The sequence below is a fragment of the Streptomyces sp. AF1A genome, from assembly GCF_047340315.1.
Classification (GTDB): Bacteria; Actinomycetota; Actinomycetes; order Streptomycetales; family Streptomycetaceae; genus Streptomyces.
In genome coordinates, this window is record NZ_JBLEBI010000114.1 from 1 (window position 1) to 21,880 (window position 21,880).

Genomic DNA, 21,880 nt, shown 5'->3' on the forward strand with positions numbered 1-21,880 from the left:
AGTACCCGCCGCGGCCGGGGTGGCAGGGGCACCCGGCTTGTAATCGGCGAAGAAGTCCCACCAGGCGCGGTCTACCGAATTCGGGTCCTGGAGGTACTGCTGATAGATCTCGTCGACGAGCCACTCGTTCGGACCGAACGCGGCTGCGGGGTTCTTCCCGGCTTGGTCGTCGGTCGTGGGGGCACCGCCCGGCCGGAGGCTGGGGGAGCTCGAGTTACTGGACTGTGGCGACACGGCGGCAACCGCCCTCTTCCGCTTCACAAGGTGATGGACAGCGGGAATAAAGGCTACGCCTCGAAGACCGTGAAGGTGAGGTCGGGCCGGTTCATCGTCGCGCAAGTCACATTGAAAATCTTGTTTCAGGGCTTGATATGGCGGGAAACAAGCGTGGTTCCGGATGTGCGCGAGCGGCTGTGGATGCGCCGGACCGGGCCCGGCACGACGGCGTCCCGGGCCTGCGCTCTGATCACACGTGTCCAGCTGCGCGGAAGCCGCGCGGACGCTCGTGGATCTTGTGGCTCCGGTGGGGACCCTACGTCAACTCGGAACGGAAGTCAGTCCCGGAAGAGTGACGATGATCCGGCAGCCCCGCTCGGATTCGGCCACGCCGATCCGGCCGCCGTGCAGATCCACCGCCCACCGGGCGATGGCCAGGCCCAGGCCCGTGCCGCCGTCGCTGCCCGGGCCGTGCGGCCGGCTCACGGCGCCGCGGTTGAACCGCTCGAAGACGCGGTGCCACTCCGACCTGGGTATCCCCGGGCCCTCGTCCAGGACCTCCAGCTCCAGCGACTCCGGCTGCGGCCCGCGCCGCGCCTTCACCGTCACCCGGCCGTGCGGGGGGCTGTGCTTGACCGCGTTGTCGATCAGGTTGGCGACGACCTGGTGGATGCGCTCGGGGTCGGCGTGCGCGGTCAGCTCCGGCGGCGAGACGTCGAGGTGCAGATGGACGTCGGTGCGCGTGTGGCTGCCGGAGCCGGTGGCCATGCCCGCGCGCGCGGAGGCGACCATGTTGGCCTCCTTCAGCACGCCCGACAGGTACGGCCACACCTCGAACCGCCGCATCTTCAGCGGTACGACGCCGTTGTCGAGGCGGGAGAGGTCGAGCAGCGTCTCCACGAGCCGGCCGAGCCGCTCGGTCTGCTTCAGGGCCGTGCGCATGGTCTCCGGGTCGGCCTGGGTGACCCCGTCGACGATGTTCTCCAGCACCGCGCGCAGTCCGGCGATCGGCGTGCGCAGCTCGTGCGAGACGTTCGCCACCAGCTCCTTGCGCTGAGAGTCCTGGGCCTCCAGCTCGTCGGCCATGACGTTGATCGTCCGGGCCAGGTGGCCGAGCTCGTCCCGGCGTCTCTCGCTCACCCGGCGGGTGTAGTCGCCCTGCGAGATCGAGCGCGCCACCGTGTTCATCTCGTCCAGCGGCATGGTGAGCGAGTGCGCCACGAACTGCGTGATCAGCAGGGTGGCGATCATCGAGAAGACCGTGATGAAGCGCAGCTCCGTCTTGGTGTGCACCGCGATCATCGAGAGACCGGTGGTGATCAGCACCGAGATGACGACGAGCGCGCCCAGCTTGGTCTTGATCGAGAACGGGCGTACGCCGCCCCAGGGTTCCTCCCCGGGGCTCCTCCGTGCGGCCTGGCGCCCGGCGCTGCTCATGGGGTCGGCGTCTCCAGCGCGTAGCCCACGCCGTGCACGGTGCGGATGCGCTCGGCGCCGATCTTGCGACGCAGCGCCTTGATGTGGCTGTCGACGGTGCGGGTGCCGGAGGCGTCCGCCCAGTCCCACACCTCGGCCAGCAGCTGCTCCCGGGAGAGCACCGCGCGCGGGGTGTTCGCCAGGCACACCAGCAGGTCGAACTCGGTGGGCGTCAGGTGGACGTCCTCGGACTTCACCCGCACCCGGCGCTGTGCGTGGTCGATCTCCAGCTCGCCGAGGCGCAGGATGCCCGAGCGCGGGGTGGACGCGGCGATCGCCGCCCGCTCCACCCGCCGCAGCAGGACGTGCACCCGGGCGGCCAGCTCCCGCATGGAGAACGGCTTGGTCATGTAGTCGTCCGCGCCGACGCCGAGTCCGACCAGCATGTCGGTCTCGTCGTCGCGCGCGGTGAGCATCAGCACCGGCACCGGCCGCTGGGCCTGCACGCGCCGGCAGACCTCCAGGCCGTCGAAGCCGGGCAGCATGATGTCGAGGATCAGCAGGTCGGGCTGCCAGGCCTCGGCGGTGTCGACGGCCGCCGGCCCGTCGGCCGCGGTCTGCACGAGGAATCCCTCGGCGCGGAGCCGGGCCGCGATGGCGTCGACGATCGTGGGGTCGTCCTCGACGACCAGGACCCGGCGCTGCGCGCCCGGGGTGGTCGTCGTCGCCGCGCCGCTCTGGGAGGTGTGTGTCTGCTCCATCGCCCGCCCCTGCTTGTTGCTTTCCGGAACCCGTGGGGTGATCCCATGTCTGCGATTGACGCTTGAATGATCCGCGCGTCAGGGCAGCACATTACGGGGACTGACCGTGCCGTCGCTATCCAGGTCGGACGCCGAGGTGCACGGCGTCCGGAACGCCCCGGGCAACGGGCACCTCTTCGGTACGCACGCTACGGAACCCGACATTCCGCAAGGTTCCTTCAAATTCCGGAGAGGGGTTCGCCGACCACACGGCGAGCACCCCGCCGGGTCTCAAGATCCTTGCACAGGCGGCGAGTCCGGCCGGTGAGTAAAGGCCCTGGTTGTCGTCGGTCACGGTCCAGTCGGGGCCGTTGTCGATGTCGAGGCACAGGGCGTCGAACGTGTCCGATGTCTCAGTGACATAACGAATCAGGTCCGCCTCGACGATCTCGGTGCGCGGATCGGCGAGTGCGGCGGCGGACACCTGCGCCAGCGGGCCGTCGCGGTGCCAGTCGACGACGGCGGGCTCGCGTTCCACCACGGTGATCCGGCCCCAGCGCGCGTCCGCCGCCGCGTGGGCCAGCGAGAAGCCCACTCCCAGCCCGCCGATGAGCACGTCGGGCCGCGGGCGGCCGTCCAGCGCGCCGTACGCGGCGTCGACCAGCAGCCGCTCCGAGCGGCCGTCGGAGGTGTCCATCAGGAAGCAGCCGTTGGCGATGATCTGCAGCAGCGCACCGTGTCTGCGCAGGACCACCTCGCCGTACGGGCCGTCACGCCGGTCGAGCACCACGGGGGATCCGTCCAGGGCAGTCATGCACCCCATCCTGCTCGAACGGGGCTTCGCGCACACGGCAATTACGGATGACCCGTGCCGGCACCGGCGTGCGAGGCACCCGACGGGGGACGGTGCAGCGCCGGGACGCGGCCGCGCCGTACGAGGTTGCTGTGAATGCGCTCCCGCGTGGCGTCGGTCATAGACAGCGGCTCGCGCAACGCTGAGTGTGGGGCGCGACGGAAGGAGTGCCTCACCGTGGAACGGATCGCGACGGGCCCTGTGGCGGCCGCGTCCCCGCACCTTCCGGACGGGCCCCGGGGCGGCGCCGCCCCCGCCCCCGCGGACCTGCTCGACGGCATGCCTCGCCAGCGCGGTGCCGCAGAGGCCGCCGCGGCGGCCACGCGGTGGGTGCCGCTGCCGTGGGTGCGGCCCTGGCGGCTGCTGCCGACGCCCACCGGGACGCCGTTCACCTTCGCCTACACGGCGGTCCTGGCCGCCACCTCGCTCTTCGCGGCGCTGGCCGACCCGTCCGTCGTCCACGCCCTCTACCAGGCCTCCAGCACGGACGTGGCCCACCTGGTGCGCTGGCCGGCGCTGGTGCTGCCGGCCAGCGCGCTGTGGATCGCGGGCGGGATCGTCTCGCCGTTCGCGGCCGGGTTCCTCCTGGTGCTCACCGCGCTGGAGCGGCGGATAGGAGGGGCGCGGGCGGCCTGCGTGTTCCTGGCGGGGCACGTCCTGGCCACCCTGGCGACGGAGGTCCCGGTGGGCCTCGCGGTCCTCTTCGGCCACCTGCCCGCCACCTCGCTGCACCGCCTCGACTACGGCATCAGCTTCGGCGTCGCCGCCGGCACCGGCGCGCTCGCCGGTCTGCTCCGGCCCTGGCTGCGCTGGCCCCTGCTGATCCTGGTGGGCGGCGCCCTGCTGAACGACCTGATCGCCTTCCAGGACCCGATGACCGACTGGGGCCATCTCATCGCCCTCTCGATCGGCGTCGCCGGCTGGCCCCTGGTCCGCCGCTGGCAGCGCTGACCCGCCCCGCCCCTTGTCACCTGGGCGATCCCGCCTTCCGCCAGGTGATCGCTCACAGCGAACACAAACGTGGGAACAATCCCCGCGGGCCAAACATTGAGTCGGCATAGCTCAAGTTGACTGCCTAAGGGGAGATCATGGCTGCTGAGTCACCGGCGTTCACGCTCGTCCTGCCCGTGCTGCCGCTCGACGACGAGGTCGTGCTGCCCGGCATGGTGGTTCCGCTGGACCTGAGCGACGCCGAGGTGCGGGCCGCGGTGGAGGCCGCGCAGGCCGCCGCCCGCTCCGAGCCCGGCAAGCCCAAGGTGCTGCTGGTGCCACGGGTCGAGGGCACGTACGCCAGGACCGGCGTGCTGGGCACGGTCGAGCAGGTGGGCCGGCTGGCCGACGGCGACCCGGGGGCGCTGATCCGCGGCCGCAGCCGCGTGCGCATCGGGGCGGGCACCACCGGCCCGGGGGCCGCGCTGTGGGTCGAGGGCGCGCACATCGAGGAGACCGTGCCCGACCCGCTGCCGGGCCATGTCGCCGAACTCGTCAAGGAGTACAAGGCGCTCGCCACCACCTGGCTGAAGAAGCGCGGTGCCTGGCAGGTCGTGGACCGCGTCCAGGCCATCGACGGCGTCGCCGCGCTCGCCGACAACTCCGGCTACTCGCCCTTCCTCACCACCGAGCAGAAGGTCGAACTGCTGGAGACCGCCGACCCGGTGGCCCGGTTGAAGCTCGCCACCCAGCAGCTGCGCGACCACCTCGCCGAGCAGGACGTGGCCGAGACCATCGCCAAGGACGTCCAGGAGGGCGTCGACAAGCAGCAGCGCGAGTTCCTGCTGCGCCGCCAGCTGGAGGCCGTCCGCAAGGAGCTGCGCGAGCTCAACGGCGAGCAGGACGGCGACGAGTCCGACGACTACCGCGCCCGTGTGGAGGCCGCCGACCTGCCGGAGAAGGTCCGCGAGGCCGCCCTGAAGGAGGTCGACAAGCTGGAGCGGGCCTCCGACCAGTCCCCCGAGGGCTCCTGGATCCGCACCTGGCTGGACACCGTCCTGGAGATGCCGTGGAACGAGCGGACCGAGGACGCGTACGACATCCAGGGCGCCAAGGCGATCCTCGACGCCGAGCACGCGGGCCTGGAGGACGTCAAGGAGCGCATCACCGAGTACCTGGCCGTGCGCAAGCGCCGCAACGACCGCGGCCTGGGCGTCGTCGGCGGGCGGCGCGGCGGCGCCGTGCTCGCGCTCGTCGGCCCGCCGGGCGTCGGCAAGACCTCGCTCGGCGAGTCCGTCGCGCACGCGATGGGGCGCAAGTTCGTCCGGGTCGCCCTCGGCGGCGTCCGGGACGAGGCCGAGATCCGCGGCCACCGCCGCACCTACGTCGGCGCGCTGCCCGGCCGGATCGTCCGCGCCGTCAAGGAGGCCGGGTCCATGAACCCGGTGGTGCTGCTCGACGAGATCGACAAGGTGGGCTCCGACTTCCGCGGCGACCCGGCCGCGGCGCTGCTGGAGGTCCTCGACCCCGCGCAGAACCACACCTTCCGGGACCACTACCTGGAGGTGGAGCTGGACCTGTCCGACGTCGTCTTCCTCGCCACCGCCAACGTGCTCGAAGCAATCCCGGAGGCCCTCGCCGACCGTATGGAGATTGTGCGACTGGACGGCTACACCGAGGACGAGAAGGTCGTCATCGCCCGGGACCACCTGCTGCCGCGCCAGCTGGAGCGGGCCGGCCTGGACCGGGACGAGGTGACGATCGAGGAGAGCGCGCTGCGCAGGCTCGCCGGCGAGTACACGCGCGAGGCGGGCGTGCGCACCCTGGAGCGGTCCATCGCCCGGCTGCTGCGCAAGGTCGCGGCCCAGCACGAACTGGGCGAGCGGGAGCTGCCGTTCACCGTGACGGACGGCGACCTGCGCGGTCTGATCGGCCGACCGCACCACGTGCCCGAGTCCGCGCAGGACCCGGCGGAGCGCCGTACGGCCGTGCCCGGCGTGGCGACCGGCCTGGCGGTCACCGGCGCCGGCGGCGACGTGCTCTTCGTGGAGGCGTCCCTCGCCGACCCGGAGACCGGCGCGGCGGGCCTGACCCTCACCGGTCAGCTGGGCGACGTGATGAAGGAGTCGGCGCAGATCGCGCTGAGCTTCCTGCGCAGCCAGGGCGCCGAACTGGAGCTGCCGGTGGCCGACCTGAAGGACCGGGGCGTGCACATCCACTTCCCGGCGGGCGCGGTCCCGAAGGACGGCCCGAGCGCGGGCATCACCATGACCACCGCGCTGGCCTCGCTGCTCTCCGGCCGCCTGGTCCGCACGGACGTGGCGATGACCGGCGAGGTCTCGCTGACCGGCCGGGTGCTGCCCATCGGCGGCGTGAAGCAGAAGCTGCTCGCCGCCCATCGCGCCGGGGTGACCACCGTCATCATCCCCAAGCGCAACGAGCCCGACCTGGACGACGTCCCGGCCGAGGTGCTGGACAAGCTCGACGTCCACGCCGTGACCGATGTCCGCCAGGTCCTGGAGCTGGCGCTCGCGCCCGCGACGAGCGGCGCGGCGCCGGAGGTTCCCGTGGCGGCGTGACGGACGCCTCGGGAAGGGCGGGGCCCGGGTTCCGTGAGGGAGACCCGGGCCTTCGTCGTGCCGAGCGCGGGGGTCCTTCGTGGTGCCGAGCGCGGGGGTCCTTCGTGGTGCCGAGCGCGGGCCTTCGTCGTGCCGACCTTGGGTTCAAGGGGTCGTCGCAGCCCCGGCTCTTCGTCGTGCCGCGCGGGGCTTCCGTGGTGCTGAGCGCGAGCCTTCGTCGTGCCGAGCGCGCGGGGCCTCCGTGGTGCCGAGCGCGGGCTTTCGTAGGGCCGAGCGGAGCCTGCGTGGTGCCGAGCGGGGCCTCCGTGGTGCCGAGCGGAGCCTGCGTGGTGCCCAACGCGGAGCTGTCGCTCACAGGGCTGCGAGCGACTGCTCCGCCCATACCGTCTTGCCGACCCGGTCGTGCCGGGTGCCCCAGCGCTCGGCGAGCTGGGCCACCAGCAGCAGGCCCCGGCCGCCCTCGTCGAAGATCCGGGCGCGCCGCATGTGCGGAGTGGTGCCGCTGGCGTCGTACACCTCGCAGGTCAGGGTGGTGTCCTGGTGGATCAGCCGGAGCCGGACGGGTGGGCGGCCGTAGCGGATGGCGTTGGTGACCAGCTCGCTGACCAGCAGCTCGGTGGTGAAGCCGGCCTCCTCCAGGCTCCACACGGCCAGCTGCTCGTCCACCAGGCGGCGGGCGAGGGAGACCACGGCGGCCTCGTTCTCCAGCTCCCAGGAGGCCACCCGGTCCGGGCGCAGCGCCCGGGTGCGGGCCAGCAGCAGGGCGACGTCGTCGTCGGGGCGGTGGGTCAGCAGCTCGGCCAGCACCCGGTCGCAGACGGCGTCCAGCGAGCCGGCGGGAGCGCCGAGCGCGGAGAACAACCTGTCCAGCGCCTCGTCGATGTCGTGGCGGCGGGCCTCGAACAACCCGTCGGTGTACAGGGCGAGCAGGCTGCCTTCGGGCAGCGCGGCCTCGACGGCCTCGAAGGGCAGCCCGCCGAGGCCCAGCGGCGGCCCGGGGGGCACGTCGAGGAAGCGGACGGCGCCGTCCGGGGTGACCACGGCGGGCGGCGGATGCCCGGCCCGGGCCACCGTGCAGTGCCGCGCGACCGGGTCGTAGACCGCGTACAGGCAGGTCGTGCCGATGCCGCCGGCGGTCTCGGCGGCCGGGTCGGCGCTGCCCTCGTTGGCGGCGAGCCGCAGCACCAGGTCGTCGAGGTGGGCGAGGAGTTCGTCCGCCGGCAGGTCCACGTCGGCCAGGGTGCGCACCGCGGTGCGCAGCCGGCCCATGGTGGCGGAGGCGCGGATGCCGTGGCCGACCACGTCGCCCACGACGAGCGCCACCCGCGCCCCGGACAGCGGGATCACGTCGAACCAGTCGCCGCCCACCCCGGCCCCGGTGGCCGCGGGCAGATAGCGGGTGGCGATCTCCAGGGCCGCCCGCTCGGGCAGGCCGTGCGGGAGCAGGCCGCGCTGCCGGGCCAGGGCGTGGCCCCCGGGGCGGGTGCGGGCCTCCTCGGCGTACCCGCGGGCGTCCTGGATGCCGGCGGCCGCCTTGGCCGTGAACTCCTCGGCGAGCCGCAGGTCCTCCGGGCCGAACGGCTCCCGCCGCCGGTGCCGGCCGAAGAGCGCCACGCCGAGCGTGCGGTCCTCGACGAGCAGCGGCACCACCAGCAGCGAGCGCGCGCCGGCCGCGCGCAGCCAGGCGGCGCACGGGCCCAGGCGCGCCCATACGGAGATGCCCGGGTCGGCCGTGTCGTACAGCAGCGGACGGCCCGCGGCCAGGCATCGGCCCGCAGGGGAGTCCGCCGGGCAGACGACGGCCTCGCCCACCCCGGTGCCGAGGGACCCCTCGCCGTCGGGCACCGCCCGCAGCGCGGCACGGCGCAGGACGACCGGGTCCTTCGGCGGGCCGGCGGGCTCCTCGCCGTCGGGCGGCGGGTCGAGCAGGTCGACCACCATGACATCGGCGAGCCGGGGGACCGTGACCTCGCCGAGTTCCTGGGCGGCGCGCGCCCGGTCCGCCGCGACGCCCACGCGCGAGCCGTACTCGTCCGGCGCGACCTGCCGGGCGGTGGCCTGAGGGGTGGGCTGCTGCGGGGAGACGCAGACGGCGCGCACCCGGCCGTCGGCGTCCTTCAGCGGGGTGAGGACGGTGCGGCGGCCCAGCTCCGCGCCGAGGACGGCCCGGGCCTCCTGCGGCCGGCCGGTCTCCAGCGCCCCCCGCATCGTCCGCTCGGTCTCCTCGCTCGCGGGACCGGGGAGGATGTGGGCGAGGCGCAGCCCGCGCATGGCCGACTCGGGCAGGGTCAGGGCGTGTTCCATCCGGCGGTTGGCGCGCACCAGGCGCAGGTCCGCGTCGAAGATGGCCAGCGGGAAGGGCGACTGCAGGAACGTCCACTCCTCCAGCGGCTCGCCCCGGGGCGGCGCGGGACGGGCGGTCACGGCGCTCACCACGAGCCAGTCGCCGCCCCCGCCGCGCGATGTCCGGCGGTGCGCGAGCACCCCCAGCTCCAGGAGCCGGCCGTCGTGGTGGCGCAGCACAACGGTGCCGTGCCAGCGGTCCCGTCCGGTCAGGGCCTGCCGGACCGCGGCGCGGCCGGCGGCGAGCAGCGCGGTGGCCGGCCGTCCGACGACCGCCGAGGAGTCGTAGCCGAGCAGCCGCCGCGCACCGTCGCTCCAGCCGGTGAGAACGCCCCGCTCATCGATGGTGGCCGTGGCCGTGTACGTGGACTGTCGCTCCATCGCCGCTCATCTCGCCCTTGCTCGGCAGGCTCTCCTGACCAGCATGATCCGGGGCGGCGCAGAGCACCAACGCAGCTTCCCGCGGCGGGAGACGCCCCCCGCCGGGACCGGCAGGGGGCGTGGCGGGCGTCAGCCGTTGGCGAGGGCCTGTACGCGGTCGAGCGCTCCGTTGAACTTGTCGTGGTCACCGACGGTCGGGCCGGAGGAGGTGTACTGCCACATCGTGTAGTACGACCAGCCGGCCGGCAGCGTCCCGGGGGCCGAGGCGTACCGGGCGATCCACAGCGGGTTGTTCGCGGCGAAGCCGCCGTAGTTGCCGGTGCAGTCGGTCCACCAGCTGGTCGCCGTATAGATCACGGGGTACCGGCTGGTCAGGGAGTGGTAGGTGGTGACGAAGTCGGCGATCCAGCTGACCATCTGGCTCGCGGTCTTGCCGTAGCACTCGGCGCCGTACGGGTTCCACTCGATGTCGAGGGCGCCCGGCAGGGTCTTGCCGTCCCGGGACCAGCCGCCGCCGTGGCTGACGAAATAGCTCGCCTGGGTGGCGCCGCTGGTGGTGTCCGGGGTCGCGAAGTGGTAGGCGCCGCGGATCATGCCCACGTTGTACGAGCCGTTGTACTGCTGGGCGAAGTAGGGGTTGGTGTAGTACGTGCCCTCCGTCGCCTTCGTGTAGGCCCAGCGCACCCCGCTGCCGTAGAGCGTGGACCAGGCGACGTTGCCCTGGTGGCCGGAGACGTCCACGCCCTCGGTCTGGGTGACGGCCGCGCTGGTGGGGGTGGCGCCGCGGCCGTCGTGCGCGAGGACGCCCATGCCCATGTGGGCGGAGCCGCGGCTGGGCGTGGTCGCGGCCTGGGCCGGGGTGAGGGGGAGCGAGAGGGACAGCGCCGCGAGCAGGGCCGTGACCAGGACGGCGAGCGGCCGCGGGCGAATGGGGCCGGGTCTGTGCACGGGCATGACGTGCCTCCGGAGATGAGGTGGGGGGATCCGGGAACGGTGGCGCAGCGACCGTTCGCCGGTGCTGGCGTGAGCATGCCATTCGTTGCGTGGTAAAGAAGCTACGCACGTAGATACGGCGTGGGAAGGGGGTCCGGAGGCCGCCGTTGGTCTACGCCTGCGAAATACTGACGGAGCTGGGGCTATGACGGCGTTTGGCAGAAACTTTCAGGACCGCGAAACCAAGCAGGGGTGCTGACGTGCACGAGGACGCAAACAACGAGGTACCACCCGCCACCGGGCGAGGGACGCCGAGTGGTGCGGACCAGGAATTCCTGGCGCTGGAGCGGGAGTTGACCGTGCTGCTCCGGCGCGCCCGGGCCAACCAGGGCGAGATGGCCCGGGAGGTCCACCCCGACCTGGAGTCCTCCGCGTACGGCCTGCTCATCCGCCTGGACGAGCTGGGCGGCCAGCGGGCCACCGACCTCGCCGCGTACATCGGCGTCGGCAAGGCCACCATGTCCCGTCAGCTGCGCGCCCTGGAGGAGCTGGGCCTGATCACCCGCGAGCCCGATCCCGCCGACGGCCGCGCCTGGCTCGTCACCCTGACCGAGGAGGGCCGCTGCCGGGTCGGCACGGTCCGCGAGGCCCGCCGCGCGCGGTACGTCAGTCAGCTCGCCCACTGGGACCGCCGCGAGGTGGCGGAACTCGCCCGGCTGCTGCACCAGTTGAACGGCGGCATGGAGAAGTAGCCGCCGGGCCGCGCCGAAAGCCGCGGCAAGCCGTCCGGGACGGCTCACAGCTCCGCGTACACCACCGTCGCGTCGTCGTGCGTCTTGCTCCGCCCCAGGAACGCCCGCGCCTCACGGTCCGCCGCCTCCAGCCGCCGTACCCGGTCGACCAGCGACCGCGCGCCCTCCTCGGCGACGACCTCGAACAGGGCCGCCCAGTCGCCCGCGCGGAACCTGTCCGTCCAGCGGGTCGCGCCGTCCGTGAGCGCGGCCAGCGCGCGCACCGCGCCACGGGGCACGGTGCCCGCCACCGCGCGGGCGGCGACGGCGGGGTCCGCGGCCGCCGTGAAGAAGCCGCCCTCCTTGTTGCGCAGGGTGGCGTCCACCAGGGCGTCGGTGGCGAGGGCGGAGCGGGGGAGTCGGGCGAGACGGTCGTCCAGGACCGGGGTGACCGCGCCCTCGGGCGAGCGGAGCAGCAGCGCGGAATCGGACAGCACCAGGTACTCGACGGTGTCGGGGGACCAGCGGGCCAGGGCGACGGTCGCCTGGGGGGTTCGCGGGTGAGAAAGGTCACAGGTCCTCGCGTGTGCCCCGGCGGTCCGCTCGATCGCCCGCGCGAGAATCTCGGCCGGCGTCAGATCTCGACCGGAAAGGGTCAGTTCGGTCAGGGCGCCGCCCAGCCTCGACGTGAACCAGGGGACGGAGTGCAGGCAGCCCGTCTCCCCGGCGGGCGGCGTCACTCCGTCCAGGACCACCACGCAACCTCCCTGCCCCGAGGCGGGCAGGCCGACAGCGGCGAAGTCCTCGTTGGGGCGCGTCGCGTCGCCGGGTTCCGAAACGAGATCAGTTCGCATCCGGCCAGTCTGCACGAGCCCTTCACGGCGTTCGCCAAAGCCTGGCAATCGCCGCCGAATTGCCACGACCCCGCAGGTCAGCCGCCTGGTTTGGGTGGGAATGGGGCACTCCGGAAAAGCGCGGTGGCGAATATTGCCAAAGCCTGCGGCGCGCGTCCAACCGGCCCGCCCTGCGACCGCCCGGCACGCGCCGGACGAACTTGCCCGCCAACTCCCCTCCGATGTTCACTCCTTCGGGTGGCGGGTCAGGTGATGCGCGACCACTGCCCACCGGCGCTGGGAGGGTCGGGAACCGTATGAACCGGGTGTACGCACCACTTGGCCCGAGACGACGGGGCGCCACCCGGGCCCTTGGGTAGACGAGTTCGAGATTGCGAGCACCGGTGCAGAAGAAGCGGCCTCGGCGCACAGGCAGGCAGACGGACCCCGTGGGGACCGCCCCGCAGCTCCCCGTGGGCGCCGGCCGCCCCACGCATGTGCGCACCCGGCTCATCGTCGCCGTCGCCGTGGTGGCCGCCGCCATCGCCGGAGCCGGCGCGCCCGCCCTGCTGACCGCCTCCGAGAACGTGAGCGACTCGCAGGACCTGGTCACGCTGGCCGCCCGCACCCAGGACGCGCTGGCCCTCGCGGACTCCCTCGCCGACGAGCGCGACGAGGTGACCTCCTACGTCGCGGCCGGCCGCCCCAAGTCCAAGGCGCCGTCCGAGGGCCGCAGCGCCCGCGTGGACCGGCAGGTCGAGGACCTGCGCGCCGACAGCGACACCCCGGCGGGCCTGCGCACCGACCTCGACGCCATCGACACCGTCCGGCGGGCGGCCCTCACGGGCAAGAGCACGGCCCTGCAGACCCACCAGGCCTACTCGGACACGATCGCCGCACTGCACCGGCTCGCCGAGCAACTGGCCGACCGAACACCCCCTCGGGCCGGCTCCGGCGCGCACGCGCTCGCCGAACTGGACACCGCGGTCCAGCAGTCCGCCGCAGCCCGCGGCCTGCTGCTCGCCGCGCTGAACATCCCGTCCACCACCCGGACGGTGCTCAACCCCGCCACCGGCCTGCCCGTCACGACCACCACCACGAGCGCAGCGGACCGCAAGCAGCGCGACCAACTGACCGCCGCCGCCCAGCAGGCCCGGCTGCGCTCCGACGCGGCCCTCGCCGACTTCCGCGACACCGCGCCCAAGGCGGCCGTCGACTCCTACGACTCCACGGTCACCGGCCCCGAGGTCAACTCCGCGGAGAAGTACCTGGCCTCGCTCACCGACCAGCCCACCCTCACCGACAGCGAGCTGGCCACCGGCACCAAGAAGCTGGACGCGGCCCTGTCCGCCCGGGTCGACCTGATGCGCGGCGCCGAGTCGGCGCTGTACGACCACCGCACCAAGGACCTCGCCAAGCTCCGGGACGACGACGTCACCGCCCTGGAGATCCGCATCGCGGTGCTCGGCGCGCTGATGCTGGTCGCCGTCGGCATCGCCACGGCCATGGCCCGCACCCTCACCCGCCCGTTGTCGGTCCTGCGGCGCGGCTCGGCCCGCCTGGCCGAGGCCGAGGACACCACCGCCCAGGAGCCCATCGCCTTCACGGGCCGCAACGACGAGTTCGCCGAGGTCGTCCGCTCGGTCAACGCCCTGCACGCGCACGCCGTGGCCCTGCAGGAGCGCGTGACCACCCTGGAGACCGACCGCAAGCACCTGGTCGGCCAGCGCCGGCAGATGGCCGACGCCCGCGAGGCACTGCGCGCCGAACTCGCCGACTCCGCCGCCCAGCTGGAACGCCTGCGCGCCGGCATCGGCGGCACGTTCGTCAACCTGGCCCTGCGCACCCTCGGCCTGGTCGAGCGCCAACTGGCCGTCATCGAGGGCCTGGAGGAGCGCGAACAGGACCCCGACCGCCTCGCCACCCTCTTCAAGCTGGACCACTTCGCCACGGTCATGCGCCGCCACAGCGAGAACCTCCTGGTCCTCGCCGGCACCGAACACGTGCAGCAGCACCACGGCCCGGTGCCGCTGGTCGACGTGGTCCGGGCGGCGGTCAGCGAGATCGAACGCTACGAGCGGGTCCGCATCGCCGCCCTGCCGCCGCACGCGCACGTGGCGGGCTTCGCCGCGGACGACCTCTCCCACCTCCTGGCGGAGCTGATGGAGAACGCCACCTCGTTCTCCCCGCCGGACGCCCCGGTGGAGATCTCCGGCTGGCTCCTGGAGTCCGGCGAGGCCATGCTCTCCGTCCAGGACGAGGGCATCGGCATGGCGGGGGACCGCCTCGACCGCCTCAACGCCCGCCTCGCCGACTTCGACCCCGAGTCCGTCCACGACCACGAGGACGGCGACGGCCTCGGGCTCGGGCTGTACGTCGTGGCCCGCCTCGCCCACCGGCACGGCATCCGCGTGCAGCTGCGCGAGCAGAAGCAGGGCGGCATCGCGGCGGTCGTGGTGCTGCCCGCCCAGCTGCTCGCCGAGGCCCCGCAGGCCGCCGTCCCGCACCAGGCGGCGTCCGCGGGCGGCACCGGCACGTTCTCCCTGCCGGGCGCCGACGCCGAGGTCAACTCCAACGTCCTGCACGCCCGCGCCAAGGGCACCGACCCCGTGGTCGCCCTCGCGGAACAGGCCCTGCACGAGCACGAGCGGACGGCGCAGGAGGGCGACGCCCCTGCCTCCGACGGGCCCGTCCCCGAGCGCCCCGCCCATGGCCCCGAGGCACCGGTACGCGGCTCCGGGTCATCGGCTCACGGCTCCGGGCAGGCGGCGGCCCACGGTGCCGAGTCGTCGGTAGGCGGCTCCGGGCAGGCAGCCCACGCCTCCGGCGGACCCGCCCCCGAGCCGGAGCGGTCCGCCGGGTCCGAGCCCTCCGCCCAGGGGGCCGACCGAGCCGAGGACGGGGGCGAGCGGTCCGGCCGCGAGCGGGCAGCCGACGGCTCCGAGCAGGCCGCCCAGAGCGCCGAGTCGATACGCGGCTCCGAGCCGTCGGCCCACGGGTCCGAGCAGTCCGCACCCGGGCACGAACAGGCCCCGCACGGCTCCGGGCAGGCCGTGGACGAGCACGGCCGGTCCGGCCACGGGCGCGAGCAGGCCGGGGGCGACGGTGGGCGAGCCGTGCCCGAGGCCGGGAACCCCGTTCGCGGGCCGGAGCATTCCGAACACGAGCACGAGCAGGCCGGACCGCCCGCCGAGCCCGAGGCCACCCGGCCGAAGGCCCCGCCGGAGACCTTCGCCGAGACGACGATGGAGCTGCTGCTCCCCGACCTGTCGGACCGGCCGGAGCACGAGGCGCCGGCCGCACCGGAGCCGGAGCCCCGCCTTCCCGCGGCCGCCGGCGACCGAGAGGCCGACGGCGAGGACGAAGCCGAACCGGTCACCAGCAAGGGTCTGCCCAAGCGCACACCGAGGATCACCAGCTCCGCCCCGCAGGCGCCACGCCGCCGCAGCGGGGGCGTGGACGCCGAAGCCCTGCGCCGCAGACTCGGCGGATTCCGCCAGGGAGCTGCGGCCGGCCACCGCGACGTGGAGGCAGAGATCGCAGAACGTACCGGACAAGTCACGGGGGGCACTGTCGAGGAGGCAAGCAGTTGACCGCGCCCAGTACCTTCGGACTGAGCCGTGAGGCCCGCAACCTGCACTGGCTGCTGACCAACCTGGTCGAGGAGGTCCCCGGCATCCAGTCCGTCGCCGTGGTCTCCTCGGACGGTCTGCTGCTCCTGTCGTCCGACCCCGGGCACGCGGAGCAGTCCCGGCAGGGCCGTCCGGCGAAGGGGCCGCGCGGCTCCTCCGCCGACCTCGCCACCATCGTCTCCGGCATCGGCAGCCTCACCGTCGGCGCCGCCAAGCTGATGGCGTTCGGCGGGGTCAAGCACACGATGGTCGCGATGGAGGAGGGCAGCCTGTTCGTGATGTCGATCAGCGACGGCTCGCTGCTCGGCGTGCACGGCAGCGCCGAGTGCGACATGAGCGTGGTGGCGTACCACATGGCGCTGTTCGTCGGCCGCGCCGGTCACGTGCTGACCCCGGAACTCCGCAGCGAGCTGCGCAAGTCCCTGGAGTCCGGGTCGGCGGGGAGCACCCGATGAGCGGCTCCGCGAAGAAGCTCCCCGTGCGCGGCGGCGACCGCAAACCCGCCCGCGTCCGCCCCTACTCGCTCACCGGCGGTCGTACCCGCTTCGGTTACGTCCTGCTCGTGGAGACGTTCGTGGCCAGCACGGCGGCCCTCGACGCGGCCGAGGAGCGCAGGGAACTGACGAGTGCGCCGCTGACCCGGGTCATGCCGGAGATGCGGGCCATCGTCGAACTGTGCCGCCGTATGCGCACGGTGGCCGAGATCGCCGCGCTGCTGAAGATGCCGCTCGGCGTGGTCCGCGTGCTGCTGAGCGACCTGGCGGACCAGGGAAAGATCCGTGTGTACGGCACCGGAACCGGTCACGGCACCGGCCGCCCGGACCGCGCTCTGCTGGAAAGGGTGCTGAGTGGACTCCGTCGTCTTTGAGGACACCGACGAGGGCCTGAGGTCCTGGCAGACGGACCGCACGCGCGCCCCCATCGCCACGAAGATCGTCGTGGCGGGCGGCTTCGGCGTCGGCAAGACCACGCTGGTCACGGCCGTCTCGGAGATCACGCCGCTGCAGACCGAGGCGCTGATGACCGAGGCGAGCGAGGACACCGACGACCTCAGCGCCACGCCCGGCAAGCTCACCACCACCGTGGCCATGGACTTCGGCCGCATCACGCTCGACGACGACCTGGTGCTCTACCTGTTCGGCACGCCGGGCCAGCAGCGGTTCTGGTTCATGTGGGACGACCTGGTGCGCGGCGCGATAGGCGCGGTCGTCATGGCCGACACCCGCCGGCTGAAGGACTGCTTCCCGGCCCTGGACTACTTCGAGAGCTGCGGACTGCCGTACGTCGTCGCCGTCAACCACTTCGACGGCAGCGAGCTGTTCGAGCCGGAGGACGTACGGGAGGCGCTGACGATCCCCGCGCACATCCCTGTCATGATCATGGACGCGCGGCGGCGGATCTCGGTGATCGAGACCCTCCTGGCCCTCGTCGGGCACGCGCTCGACGAAACCCCCGAGTAAGTCCCCGTTAGGAGTCCTCACCCGCATGCGGAAGATACTCGTCGTCGGAGCCGGCCAGTCCGGACTCCAGCTCGCCCTCGGCCTGCAGTCGCACGGCTACGAGGTCACCCTGATGTCGAACCGGACCGCGGACGAGATCCGTTCCGGCCGGGTCATGTCGACGCAGTGCATGTTCCACACCGCACTCCAGCACGAGCGCGACCTCCAGCTGAACTTCTGGGAGTCCCAGGCCCCCAAGATCCAGGGGCTCGGCGTCTCGGTCGCGGCCCCCGGCTCGCACGACCCGGGCCCCACCCAGCGGGCCATCGACTGGGTGGGCCGGCTGGACGCCCACGCGCAGTCGGTCGACCAGCGGGTGAAGATGGCCGGCTGGATGGAGACCTTCGCCCAGCGCGGTGGCCAGCTGGTCATCCACGGCGCGGCGGTCGGCGACCTCGACTACTTCTCCCGCACCTACGACCTCGTCCTGGTCGCCGCGGGCAAGGGCGAGCTGGTGTCGATGTTCGCCCGCGACCCGGAGCGCTCCCCGTACAGCGAGCCGCAGCGCGCGCTCGCGGTGGCGTACGTCCACGGGCTCGGCCCGCGCCCGGAGCACCCGGAGTTCGACGCGGTCCGCTGCAACCTGGTCCCGGGCGTCGGCGAGCTGTTCGTCATGCCGACCTTCACCACGTCCGGCCGCGCCGACATCCTGTTCTGGGAGGGCATACCCGGCGGCCCGCTCGACGTCTTCAACGGCGTCAAGGACCCGGCGGAGCACCTCTCCCTGACCCTGGACCTCATGAAGACGTTCACGCCCTGGGAGTACGCGCGGGCCACGAAGGTCGAACTGACGGACGCGGGCGGCACGCTGGCGGGCCGCTACGCCCCCACGGTGCGCAACCCCATCGGCCGGCTGCCCGGCGGCGGCCTGGTCCTGGGCGTCGCGGACGTCGTCGTGGCCAACGACCCGATCACCGGCCAGGGCTCCAACTCCGCCTCCAAGTGCGCGGCGGCCTACCTGGCGTCGATCCTCGAGCGGGGCGACAAGCCGTTCGACGAGGAGTGGATGCAGGCGACGTTCGACCGGTACTGGGGCACCGCCCAGCACGTCACCAAGTGGACGAACGCGATGCTGGCGCCGCCGCCGGAGCACGTGCTGAACCTCATCGGCGCGGCGGGCCAACTGCAGCCCGTGGCCGACCGTTTCGCCAACGCCTTCGACAACCCGGCCGACTTCGAGGACTTCTTCTACGACCCGGAGAAGACGGGCGCGTACCTGGCGTCGGTCGCTGGAGCCTGACGGCCCTCTGACCTGGGCTCCGGCCGTTGTCGTCTGCCGTTGTTGGCCGACGTCGGCCGCCCTTGGACGGCCCACGGACGGCCCCCGGCTGCACCGGAGGCGGTGAAGTCCGGGGACCGAGCAGACGCACCAGCTGGAAAACCGTCGTGGCAGCGATGTCACCGTGGGTTCACATCCCACCGCCTCCGCAGGTGAACGGCTCCTGACCAGGTGACTCGGTCAGGAGCCGTTGTCCGCTCGATCTGGCACGGTTGTGGCACGACACGCAAGTCTGTGGCGGTAGTGCGGCGTCCCGCCTGATGAAAGCCACAGGCCGGGCCGGCGCACCCGGCCCGTCTTCCGGGCGTTGGTGCACCCCGGAACCGGGACCTTCACGCGCCGGCCGCTCGGTGCGTCGCGTCCACCGGTGCGGGGTGCTGCGAGCGCACCTGCGCGACGGCTTCGGTAATGAATGACAGGACCGTGTCTACCTCGGCCTGAGTCGTTGGCGTGCACCAAAGAACGATGAGTGTATTGCTCTCGCGCACGACCAGCGCATCGTCGTGCTGGACCATCCTGGGGTGGTTGCTCCAGGTCGTGGTGGCCCGTACCCGGATGCTGTCGTCGCCGAGGCGGGGCCCGGGGACGGCGGTGAACCGGTTCGTGGAGCCGTCCGCGCCGAGTGTGGATCGGATGGCAGGCGTGACGACCTTTGCGCACTCGGCCGCCAGCCGTCGTATGCGGTGCATGGCGTGGGCGGCGTCGTCTCCGGAGAACGAGTACAAAGTCTCGGCACCAGCCATGGCACCGCCTCCGGCACTGCGTCCCCCGCTGAACAGAGCCGTTGCGGACGCCACCGCGGCCGTGGCTCCCGCATCCGCCACGTCCCCGCCGTCCAGGAAAGCGCAGCGGGGTTCGCCCTTCGCAGCACTGCCCGACCCCGGATCGGCCGGATCCGCCTGAGAGGTCCAGCCCTTCGGCAGAATGGCGGGCAGCAGATGCCTGCGCAGCTGTGCCGCGGACATCGGCCGAAGGGGCTTGGCCTTGTTCGCGGCGACGGGCTGGGCGCTGCTCGTGCAGGCAGCGGCGGACGCCATGACCAGGACCCCCGCCATGAATCGGGCCACAGCGGCGGTGCGCACCACTTGCTCTCCCCCAACGTGATCAAGATGCCGCAGGTTAGCAGACCATCTATCGTGCGGCTGGAGCGACTTGGAGGCAAGCGGCCGGTGCAGCGGCTTTGGGCGGCGTCCTGGCCGGTCTGGGGTCGAGGTGGGGCCATGATCTTAGAGGCTCGCCCCAGGGCGGCTGCCTGAAGCCGTGGAGTAAACCGCCCGAGCCATGACGTGTTCTGACCTCACGCACTGTGTGCCTGCCTCTTGGGCGGGAGCGGGCGGCCGGCGGTGCCGAGCGGGGCGGAGACATGGCGCAACCGTGCCGGCCGTCCGGCCGGGGTCAACGGGCCCGCGGTGCGGGGGCGTCCGGGCGTACGGCGCCGAGCACCGGATAGGAGGCCAGCGGTGAGATCCGTACCCTCTCTCCGGGTCTCGGCGCCTGTACGACCCTGCCGTGCCCCACGTACATCGCCACATGGGTCGCCTCCGGGAAGTAGACCACCAGGTCGCCCGGGCGCAGCTGCTTCAGCGGGACTCGTGTGAGCCGCTGCCACTGTTCCTGGCTGGTGCGCGGGATCGGGGTGCCCGCGTGCTCCCAGGCCCGCGAGGTCAGGCCCGAGCAGTCGTAGGCCGAAGGCCCCTGCGCACCCCAGGCGTACGGCTTGCCGAGCTGTGCCATGGCGTAGCGGACGGCGCGGTCGCCCGCGGGGGAGGCCGGGCGGTCGCCGAGGGCGCCGGAGGTGGTCAGGCGCTGCTGGGCCCGGGCGACCCCCTGCTGTTCGAGGCGGGCGATCGCCGCCAGCTGGCCGGACGTGAGCGAGGCCAGCAGGCGTTCCACGTCGCCGAGCCGGGACCGGACGTGGTCGCGCTGCTTCTTCTGCCGGTCGGCGAGGGCGAGCTGGGTGTCGAGGGCCTTGCGGGCGGCCCGCGCCAGGGCGTCCTTCTGCTGCTCGGTGACGGTCAGCCGGGACACCGTACGGGCCCGTTCGCGCGCCAGCTCGCCGATGACATGGCCCTCGTCCAGGGCGTGCTGCGGATCGCGGGCGAGCAGGAGGCGGACGTAGGGGCCGAGTCCGGTGCTGCTCTGGTACTGCTGGCGGGCCAGCCGGCCGGCGTCGGCCCGGCTGTCCTGAAGGGCGAGGCGGGCGCGGGCCAGTTGGCCGTCGAGCCGGGACACCCGGGCGCGCTGCCGCTGGAGCTTCTCGGCGGTCGCGTTGTAGGTCTCGGTGGCCTGCTCGGTCTGCCGGTACAGCTGCTGAAGGTCGGTCAGCAGCTGGGAGACGGACCGCTGCGGGGCCGGTGCGGCCACGCAGGGCACGGGCGCGAGGACGGCCTGGGCCGCCACCGCGGCCGCACCGGCCAGACGCAGAAACGTTCCTGACACGTCATCACCCCGGTTGCGAGGAGGGCGGGCATTACGCCTCTCATCGCACCGCGATAATCAGACGTATCGGCGGCGGACGCGCGCCGGACGTGCGCCGTTCGGCACAACCATGTCACTCCTGCGGGTCACCCGGGTTGCCGGACGGCGCGGAGTCCGGCTTGGACCAGGGCCACCGGAGGCGTCCGCCGGACCGGTCCTCGGGGTCGTACTCGTACTTCCACCCCTGGATCAGCCCCAGCCGCCTGCTGTGCCCGCGCGGCACGCGCCGGTAGACGTGCACCGTCGGCGGGCCCCCCTCCGGGTCCGGGACCGGGATGCGGTAGGTCTTCGGGGGGTGTCCGGTCGGGCCCAGCAGCACGGGCAGCACGCGCCCGTCCATGGGGCCGCCCTCGAAGGGGGTGTCCTCGCTCTTCACGGACTCAGTGTCGGACATCCTCGGCGAGTGCGGCGACGAGGGCGGCCGTCTGCTCATCCCGGCCCGCGGTGACCGTGAGGACGGCCACGAACTGCTCCACCAGCCAGTCGCGCAGCTCGTCGGCCGGCGGCTGCTTGTCCTCGTCCAGCCAGATCAGCGAGGCCGCCTCCACGGCCGTGATCCACATCCGGACCGTCATGCGCAGCCGCGGGCCGGGGCCGGCGACCTTGAGGTGGCTGAGGATGTGCTCCGCGGCGGCCCGGCGCACCCCGTCCACGATCGCCGTGGTGCGCGAGGTCTCCACCACGCTCCCGCCCTGGAGCAGCGCGCTGAACCCGGTGTCGTGCTCGTCCACGAAGGCCAGGTACCGGTCGAGGGCGCGGGACAGGCGGGGCAGCAGCGGGCCCTCGCGCGGCTCGTCGAAGCACTGCTGGAGCTCCTCGGCGGCGGAGCGCAGGGCGGCCTCGTACAGCTGCTGCTTGCCGCCGGGGAAGTACCGGTACACCAGCGGACGCGAGACCCCGGCCGCCTCCGCCACGTCGTCCAGGGACACGTCCTCGGGGGCGCGGTGCGCGAAGAGCGACAGCGCCGCGGCGAGGAGCTGGCTGCGGCGCTCCTCGACGCTGAGGCGGCGGTAGGCGGGGGAGGTGGCGGACGGGGT

Annotated in this window: 19 protein-coding genes; 8 read left to right on the top strand and 11 right to left on the bottom strand. The window is 73.0% G+C overall.

Annotation, left to right across the window (positions count from 1 at the left end):
• From ACLU3S_RS25115 to ACLU3S_RS25130, 4 genes are all read right to left on the bottom strand, one after another.
• The coding region (locus ACLU3S_RS25115; protein WP_413954233.1) for a 2-oxoglutarate dehydrogenase E1 subunit family protein at window positions 1-234 on the bottom strand (234 nt) is incomplete at its 3' end.
• 303 nt (window positions 235-537) lie between these two features.
• Window positions 538-1,653 carry a sensor histidine kinase gene (locus tag ACLU3S_RS25120; protein ID WP_413954215.1) on the bottom strand — a complete coding sequence of 372 codons (1,116 nt, stop codon included), beginning with the start codon at window positions 1,651-1,653 and terminating at the stop codon, window positions 538-540.
• Window positions 1,650-2,393 carry a response regulator transcription factor gene (locus ACLU3S_RS25125; RefSeq protein WP_413954216.1) on the bottom strand — a complete coding sequence of 248 codons (744 nt, stop codon included), beginning with the start codon at window positions 2,391-2,393 and terminating at the stop codon, window positions 1,650-1,652. Before ACLU3S_RS25125 ends, ACLU3S_RS25120 begins: the two co-directional genes overlap by 4 nt.
• A gap of 115 nt (window positions 2,394-2,508) precedes the next feature.
• The gene (locus ACLU3S_RS25130) at window positions 2,509-3,186 is read right to left on the bottom strand and encodes a spermidine synthase (protein WP_413954217.1); all 678 of its coding nucleotides are present in this window, start codon (window positions 3,184-3,186) and stop codon (window positions 2,509-2,511) included.
• A gap of 216 nt (window positions 3,187-3,402) precedes the next feature.
• Here ACLU3S_RS25130 and ACLU3S_RS25135 point away from each other — a divergent pair, with 216 nt between their 5' ends.
• Together ACLU3S_RS25135 and lon are read left to right on the top strand one after the other, a co-directional pair.
• Complete coding sequence (locus ACLU3S_RS25135; RefSeq protein WP_413954218.1) at window positions 3,403-4,176, top strand: rhomboid-like protein; 774 nt, start codon at window positions 3,403-3,405, stop codon at window positions 4,174-4,176.
• Window positions 4,177-4,313: 137 nt separating this feature from the next.
• On the top strand, window positions 4,314-6,734 hold the full coding sequence (gene lon, locus ACLU3S_RS25140) for an endopeptidase La (protein ID WP_413954219.1): 2,421 nt from the start codon (window positions 4,314-4,316) through the stop codon (window positions 6,732-6,734).
• Window positions 6,735-7,085: 351 nt separating this feature from the next.
• Here lon and ACLU3S_RS25145 read toward each other — a convergent pair whose 3' ends face one another.
• Together ACLU3S_RS25145 and ACLU3S_RS25150 are read right to left on the bottom strand one after the other, a co-directional pair.
• On the bottom strand, window positions 7,086-9,458 hold the full coding sequence (locus tag ACLU3S_RS25145) for a SpoIIE family protein phosphatase (RefSeq protein ID WP_413954220.1): 2,373 nt from the start codon (window positions 9,456-9,458) through the stop codon (window positions 7,086-7,088).
• A gap of 129 nt (window positions 9,459-9,587) precedes the next feature.
• Window positions 9,588-10,412: a lysozyme gene (locus ACLU3S_RS25150; protein WP_413954221.1), complete on the bottom strand. Its 825-nt coding sequence runs from the start codon at window positions 10,410-10,412 to the stop codon at window positions 9,588-9,590.
• 239 nt (window positions 10,413-10,651) lie between these two features.
• Here ACLU3S_RS25150 and ACLU3S_RS25155 point away from each other — a divergent pair, with 239 nt between their 5' ends.
• On the top strand, window positions 10,652-11,143 hold the full coding sequence (locus ACLU3S_RS25155) for a MarR family winged helix-turn-helix transcriptional regulator (protein ID WP_413954222.1): 492 nt from the start codon (window positions 10,652-10,654) through the stop codon (window positions 11,141-11,143).
• A gap of 44 nt (window positions 11,144-11,187) precedes the next feature.
• Here the strand turns inward: ACLU3S_RS25155 and ACLU3S_RS25160 are convergent, their stop codons facing one another.
• On the bottom strand, window positions 11,188-11,976 hold the full coding sequence (locus tag ACLU3S_RS25160) for a protein phosphatase 2C domain-containing protein (protein WP_413954223.1): 789 nt from the start codon (window positions 11,974-11,976) through the stop codon (window positions 11,188-11,190).
• Between the two features lie 383 nt (window positions 11,977-12,359).
• Between ACLU3S_RS25160 and ACLU3S_RS25165 the strand changes: the two genes are divergently transcribed.
• From ACLU3S_RS25165 to ACLU3S_RS25185, 5 genes are read left to right on the top strand one after another with little or no spacing between them, the layout of a single operon-like run.
• Complete coding sequence (locus ACLU3S_RS25165) at window positions 12,360-15,548, top strand: nitrate- and nitrite sensing domain-containing protein (RefSeq protein WP_413954224.1); 3,189 nt, start codon at window positions 12,360-12,362, stop codon at window positions 15,546-15,548.
• A complete protein-coding gene (locus tag ACLU3S_RS25170) occupies window positions 15,545-16,042 on the top strand; it encodes a roadblock/LC7 domain-containing protein (protein WP_413954225.1) in 498 nt (165 codons plus the stop codon). Before ACLU3S_RS25165 ends, ACLU3S_RS25170 begins: the two co-directional genes overlap by 4 nt.
• Window positions 16,039-16,455 carry a DUF742 domain-containing protein gene (locus ACLU3S_RS25175; protein WP_413954226.1) on the top strand — a complete coding sequence of 139 codons (417 nt, stop codon included), beginning with the start codon at window positions 16,039-16,041 and terminating at the stop codon, window positions 16,453-16,455. Before ACLU3S_RS25170 ends, ACLU3S_RS25175 begins: the two co-directional genes overlap by 4 nt.
• On the top strand, window positions 16,436-17,047 hold the full coding sequence (locus ACLU3S_RS25180) for a GTP-binding protein (protein ID WP_413954227.1): 612 nt from the start codon (window positions 16,436-16,438) through the stop codon (window positions 17,045-17,047). Before ACLU3S_RS25175 ends, ACLU3S_RS25180 begins: the two co-directional genes overlap by 20 nt.
• A 25-nt stretch (window positions 17,048-17,072) precedes the next feature.
• The gene (locus ACLU3S_RS25185) at window positions 17,073-18,326 is read left to right on the top strand and encodes a styrene monooxygenase/indole monooxygenase family protein (protein WP_413954228.1); all 1,254 of its coding nucleotides are present in this window, start codon (window positions 17,073-17,075) and stop codon (window positions 18,324-18,326) included.
• Window positions 18,327-18,697: 371 nt separating this feature from the next.
• Here the strand turns inward: ACLU3S_RS25185 and ACLU3S_RS25190 are convergent, their stop codons facing one another.
• The 4 genes from ACLU3S_RS25190 to ACLU3S_RS25205 form a co-directional block, all read right to left on the bottom strand.
• The gene (locus tag ACLU3S_RS25190) at window positions 18,698-19,450 is read right to left on the bottom strand and encodes a hypothetical protein (RefSeq protein WP_413954229.1); all 753 of its coding nucleotides are present in this window, start codon (window positions 19,448-19,450) and stop codon (window positions 18,698-18,700) included.
• 310 nt (window positions 19,451-19,760) lie between these two features.
• A complete protein-coding gene (locus tag ACLU3S_RS25195) occupies window positions 19,761-20,804 on the bottom strand; it encodes an NlpC/P60 family protein (RefSeq protein WP_413954230.1) in 1,044 nt (347 codons plus the stop codon).
• A 112-nt stretch (window positions 20,805-20,916) separates the two neighbouring features.
• Complete coding sequence (locus ACLU3S_RS25200) at window positions 20,917-21,219, bottom strand: hypothetical protein (RefSeq protein ID WP_413954231.1); 303 nt, start codon at window positions 21,217-21,219, stop codon at window positions 20,917-20,919.
• A gap of 4 nt (window positions 21,220-21,223) precedes the next feature.
• A partial coding sequence (locus ACLU3S_RS25205) for a TetR/AcrR family transcriptional regulator (protein WP_413954232.1) occupies window positions 21,224-21,880 on the bottom strand: 657 nt, incomplete at its 5' end.

What these genes read in the sequence shown, in the direction of transcription:
- ACLU3S_RS25120 (WP_413954215.1), bottom strand. Translation starts at nt 1,653, where the DNA reads ATGAGCAGCGCCGGGCGCCAGGCCGCACGGAGGAGCCCCGGGGAGGAA.
- ACLU3S_RS25125 (WP_413954216.1), bottom strand. Translation starts at nt 2,393, where the DNA reads ATGGAGCAGACACACACCTCCCAGAGCGGCGCGGCGACGACGACCACC.
- ACLU3S_RS25130 (WP_413954217.1), bottom strand. Translation starts at nt 3,186, where the DNA reads ATGACTGCCCTGGACGGATCCCCCGTGGTGCTCGACCGGCGTGACGGC.
- lon (WP_413954219.1), top strand. Translation starts at nt 4,314, where the DNA reads ATGGCTGCTGAGTCACCGGCGTTCACGCTCGTCCTGCCCGTGCTGCCG.
- ACLU3S_RS25145 (WP_413954220.1), bottom strand. Translation starts at nt 9,458, where the DNA reads ATGGAGCGACAGTCCACGTACACGGCCACGGCCACCATCGATGAGCGG.
- ACLU3S_RS25150 (WP_413954221.1), bottom strand. Translation starts at nt 10,412, where the DNA reads ATGCCCGTGCACAGACCCGGCCCCATTCGCCCGCGGCCGCTCGCCGTC.
- ACLU3S_RS25160 (WP_413954223.1), bottom strand. Translation starts at nt 11,976, where the DNA reads ATGCGAACTGATCTCGTTTCGGAACCCGGCGACGCGACGCGCCCCAAC.
- ACLU3S_RS25175 (WP_413954226.1), top strand. Translation starts at nt 16,039, where the DNA reads ATGAGCGGCTCCGCGAAGAAGCTCCCCGTGCGCGGCGGCGACCGCAAA.
- ACLU3S_RS25185 (WP_413954228.1), top strand. Translation starts at nt 17,073, where the DNA reads ATGCGGAAGATACTCGTCGTCGGAGCCGGCCAGTCCGGACTCCAGCTC.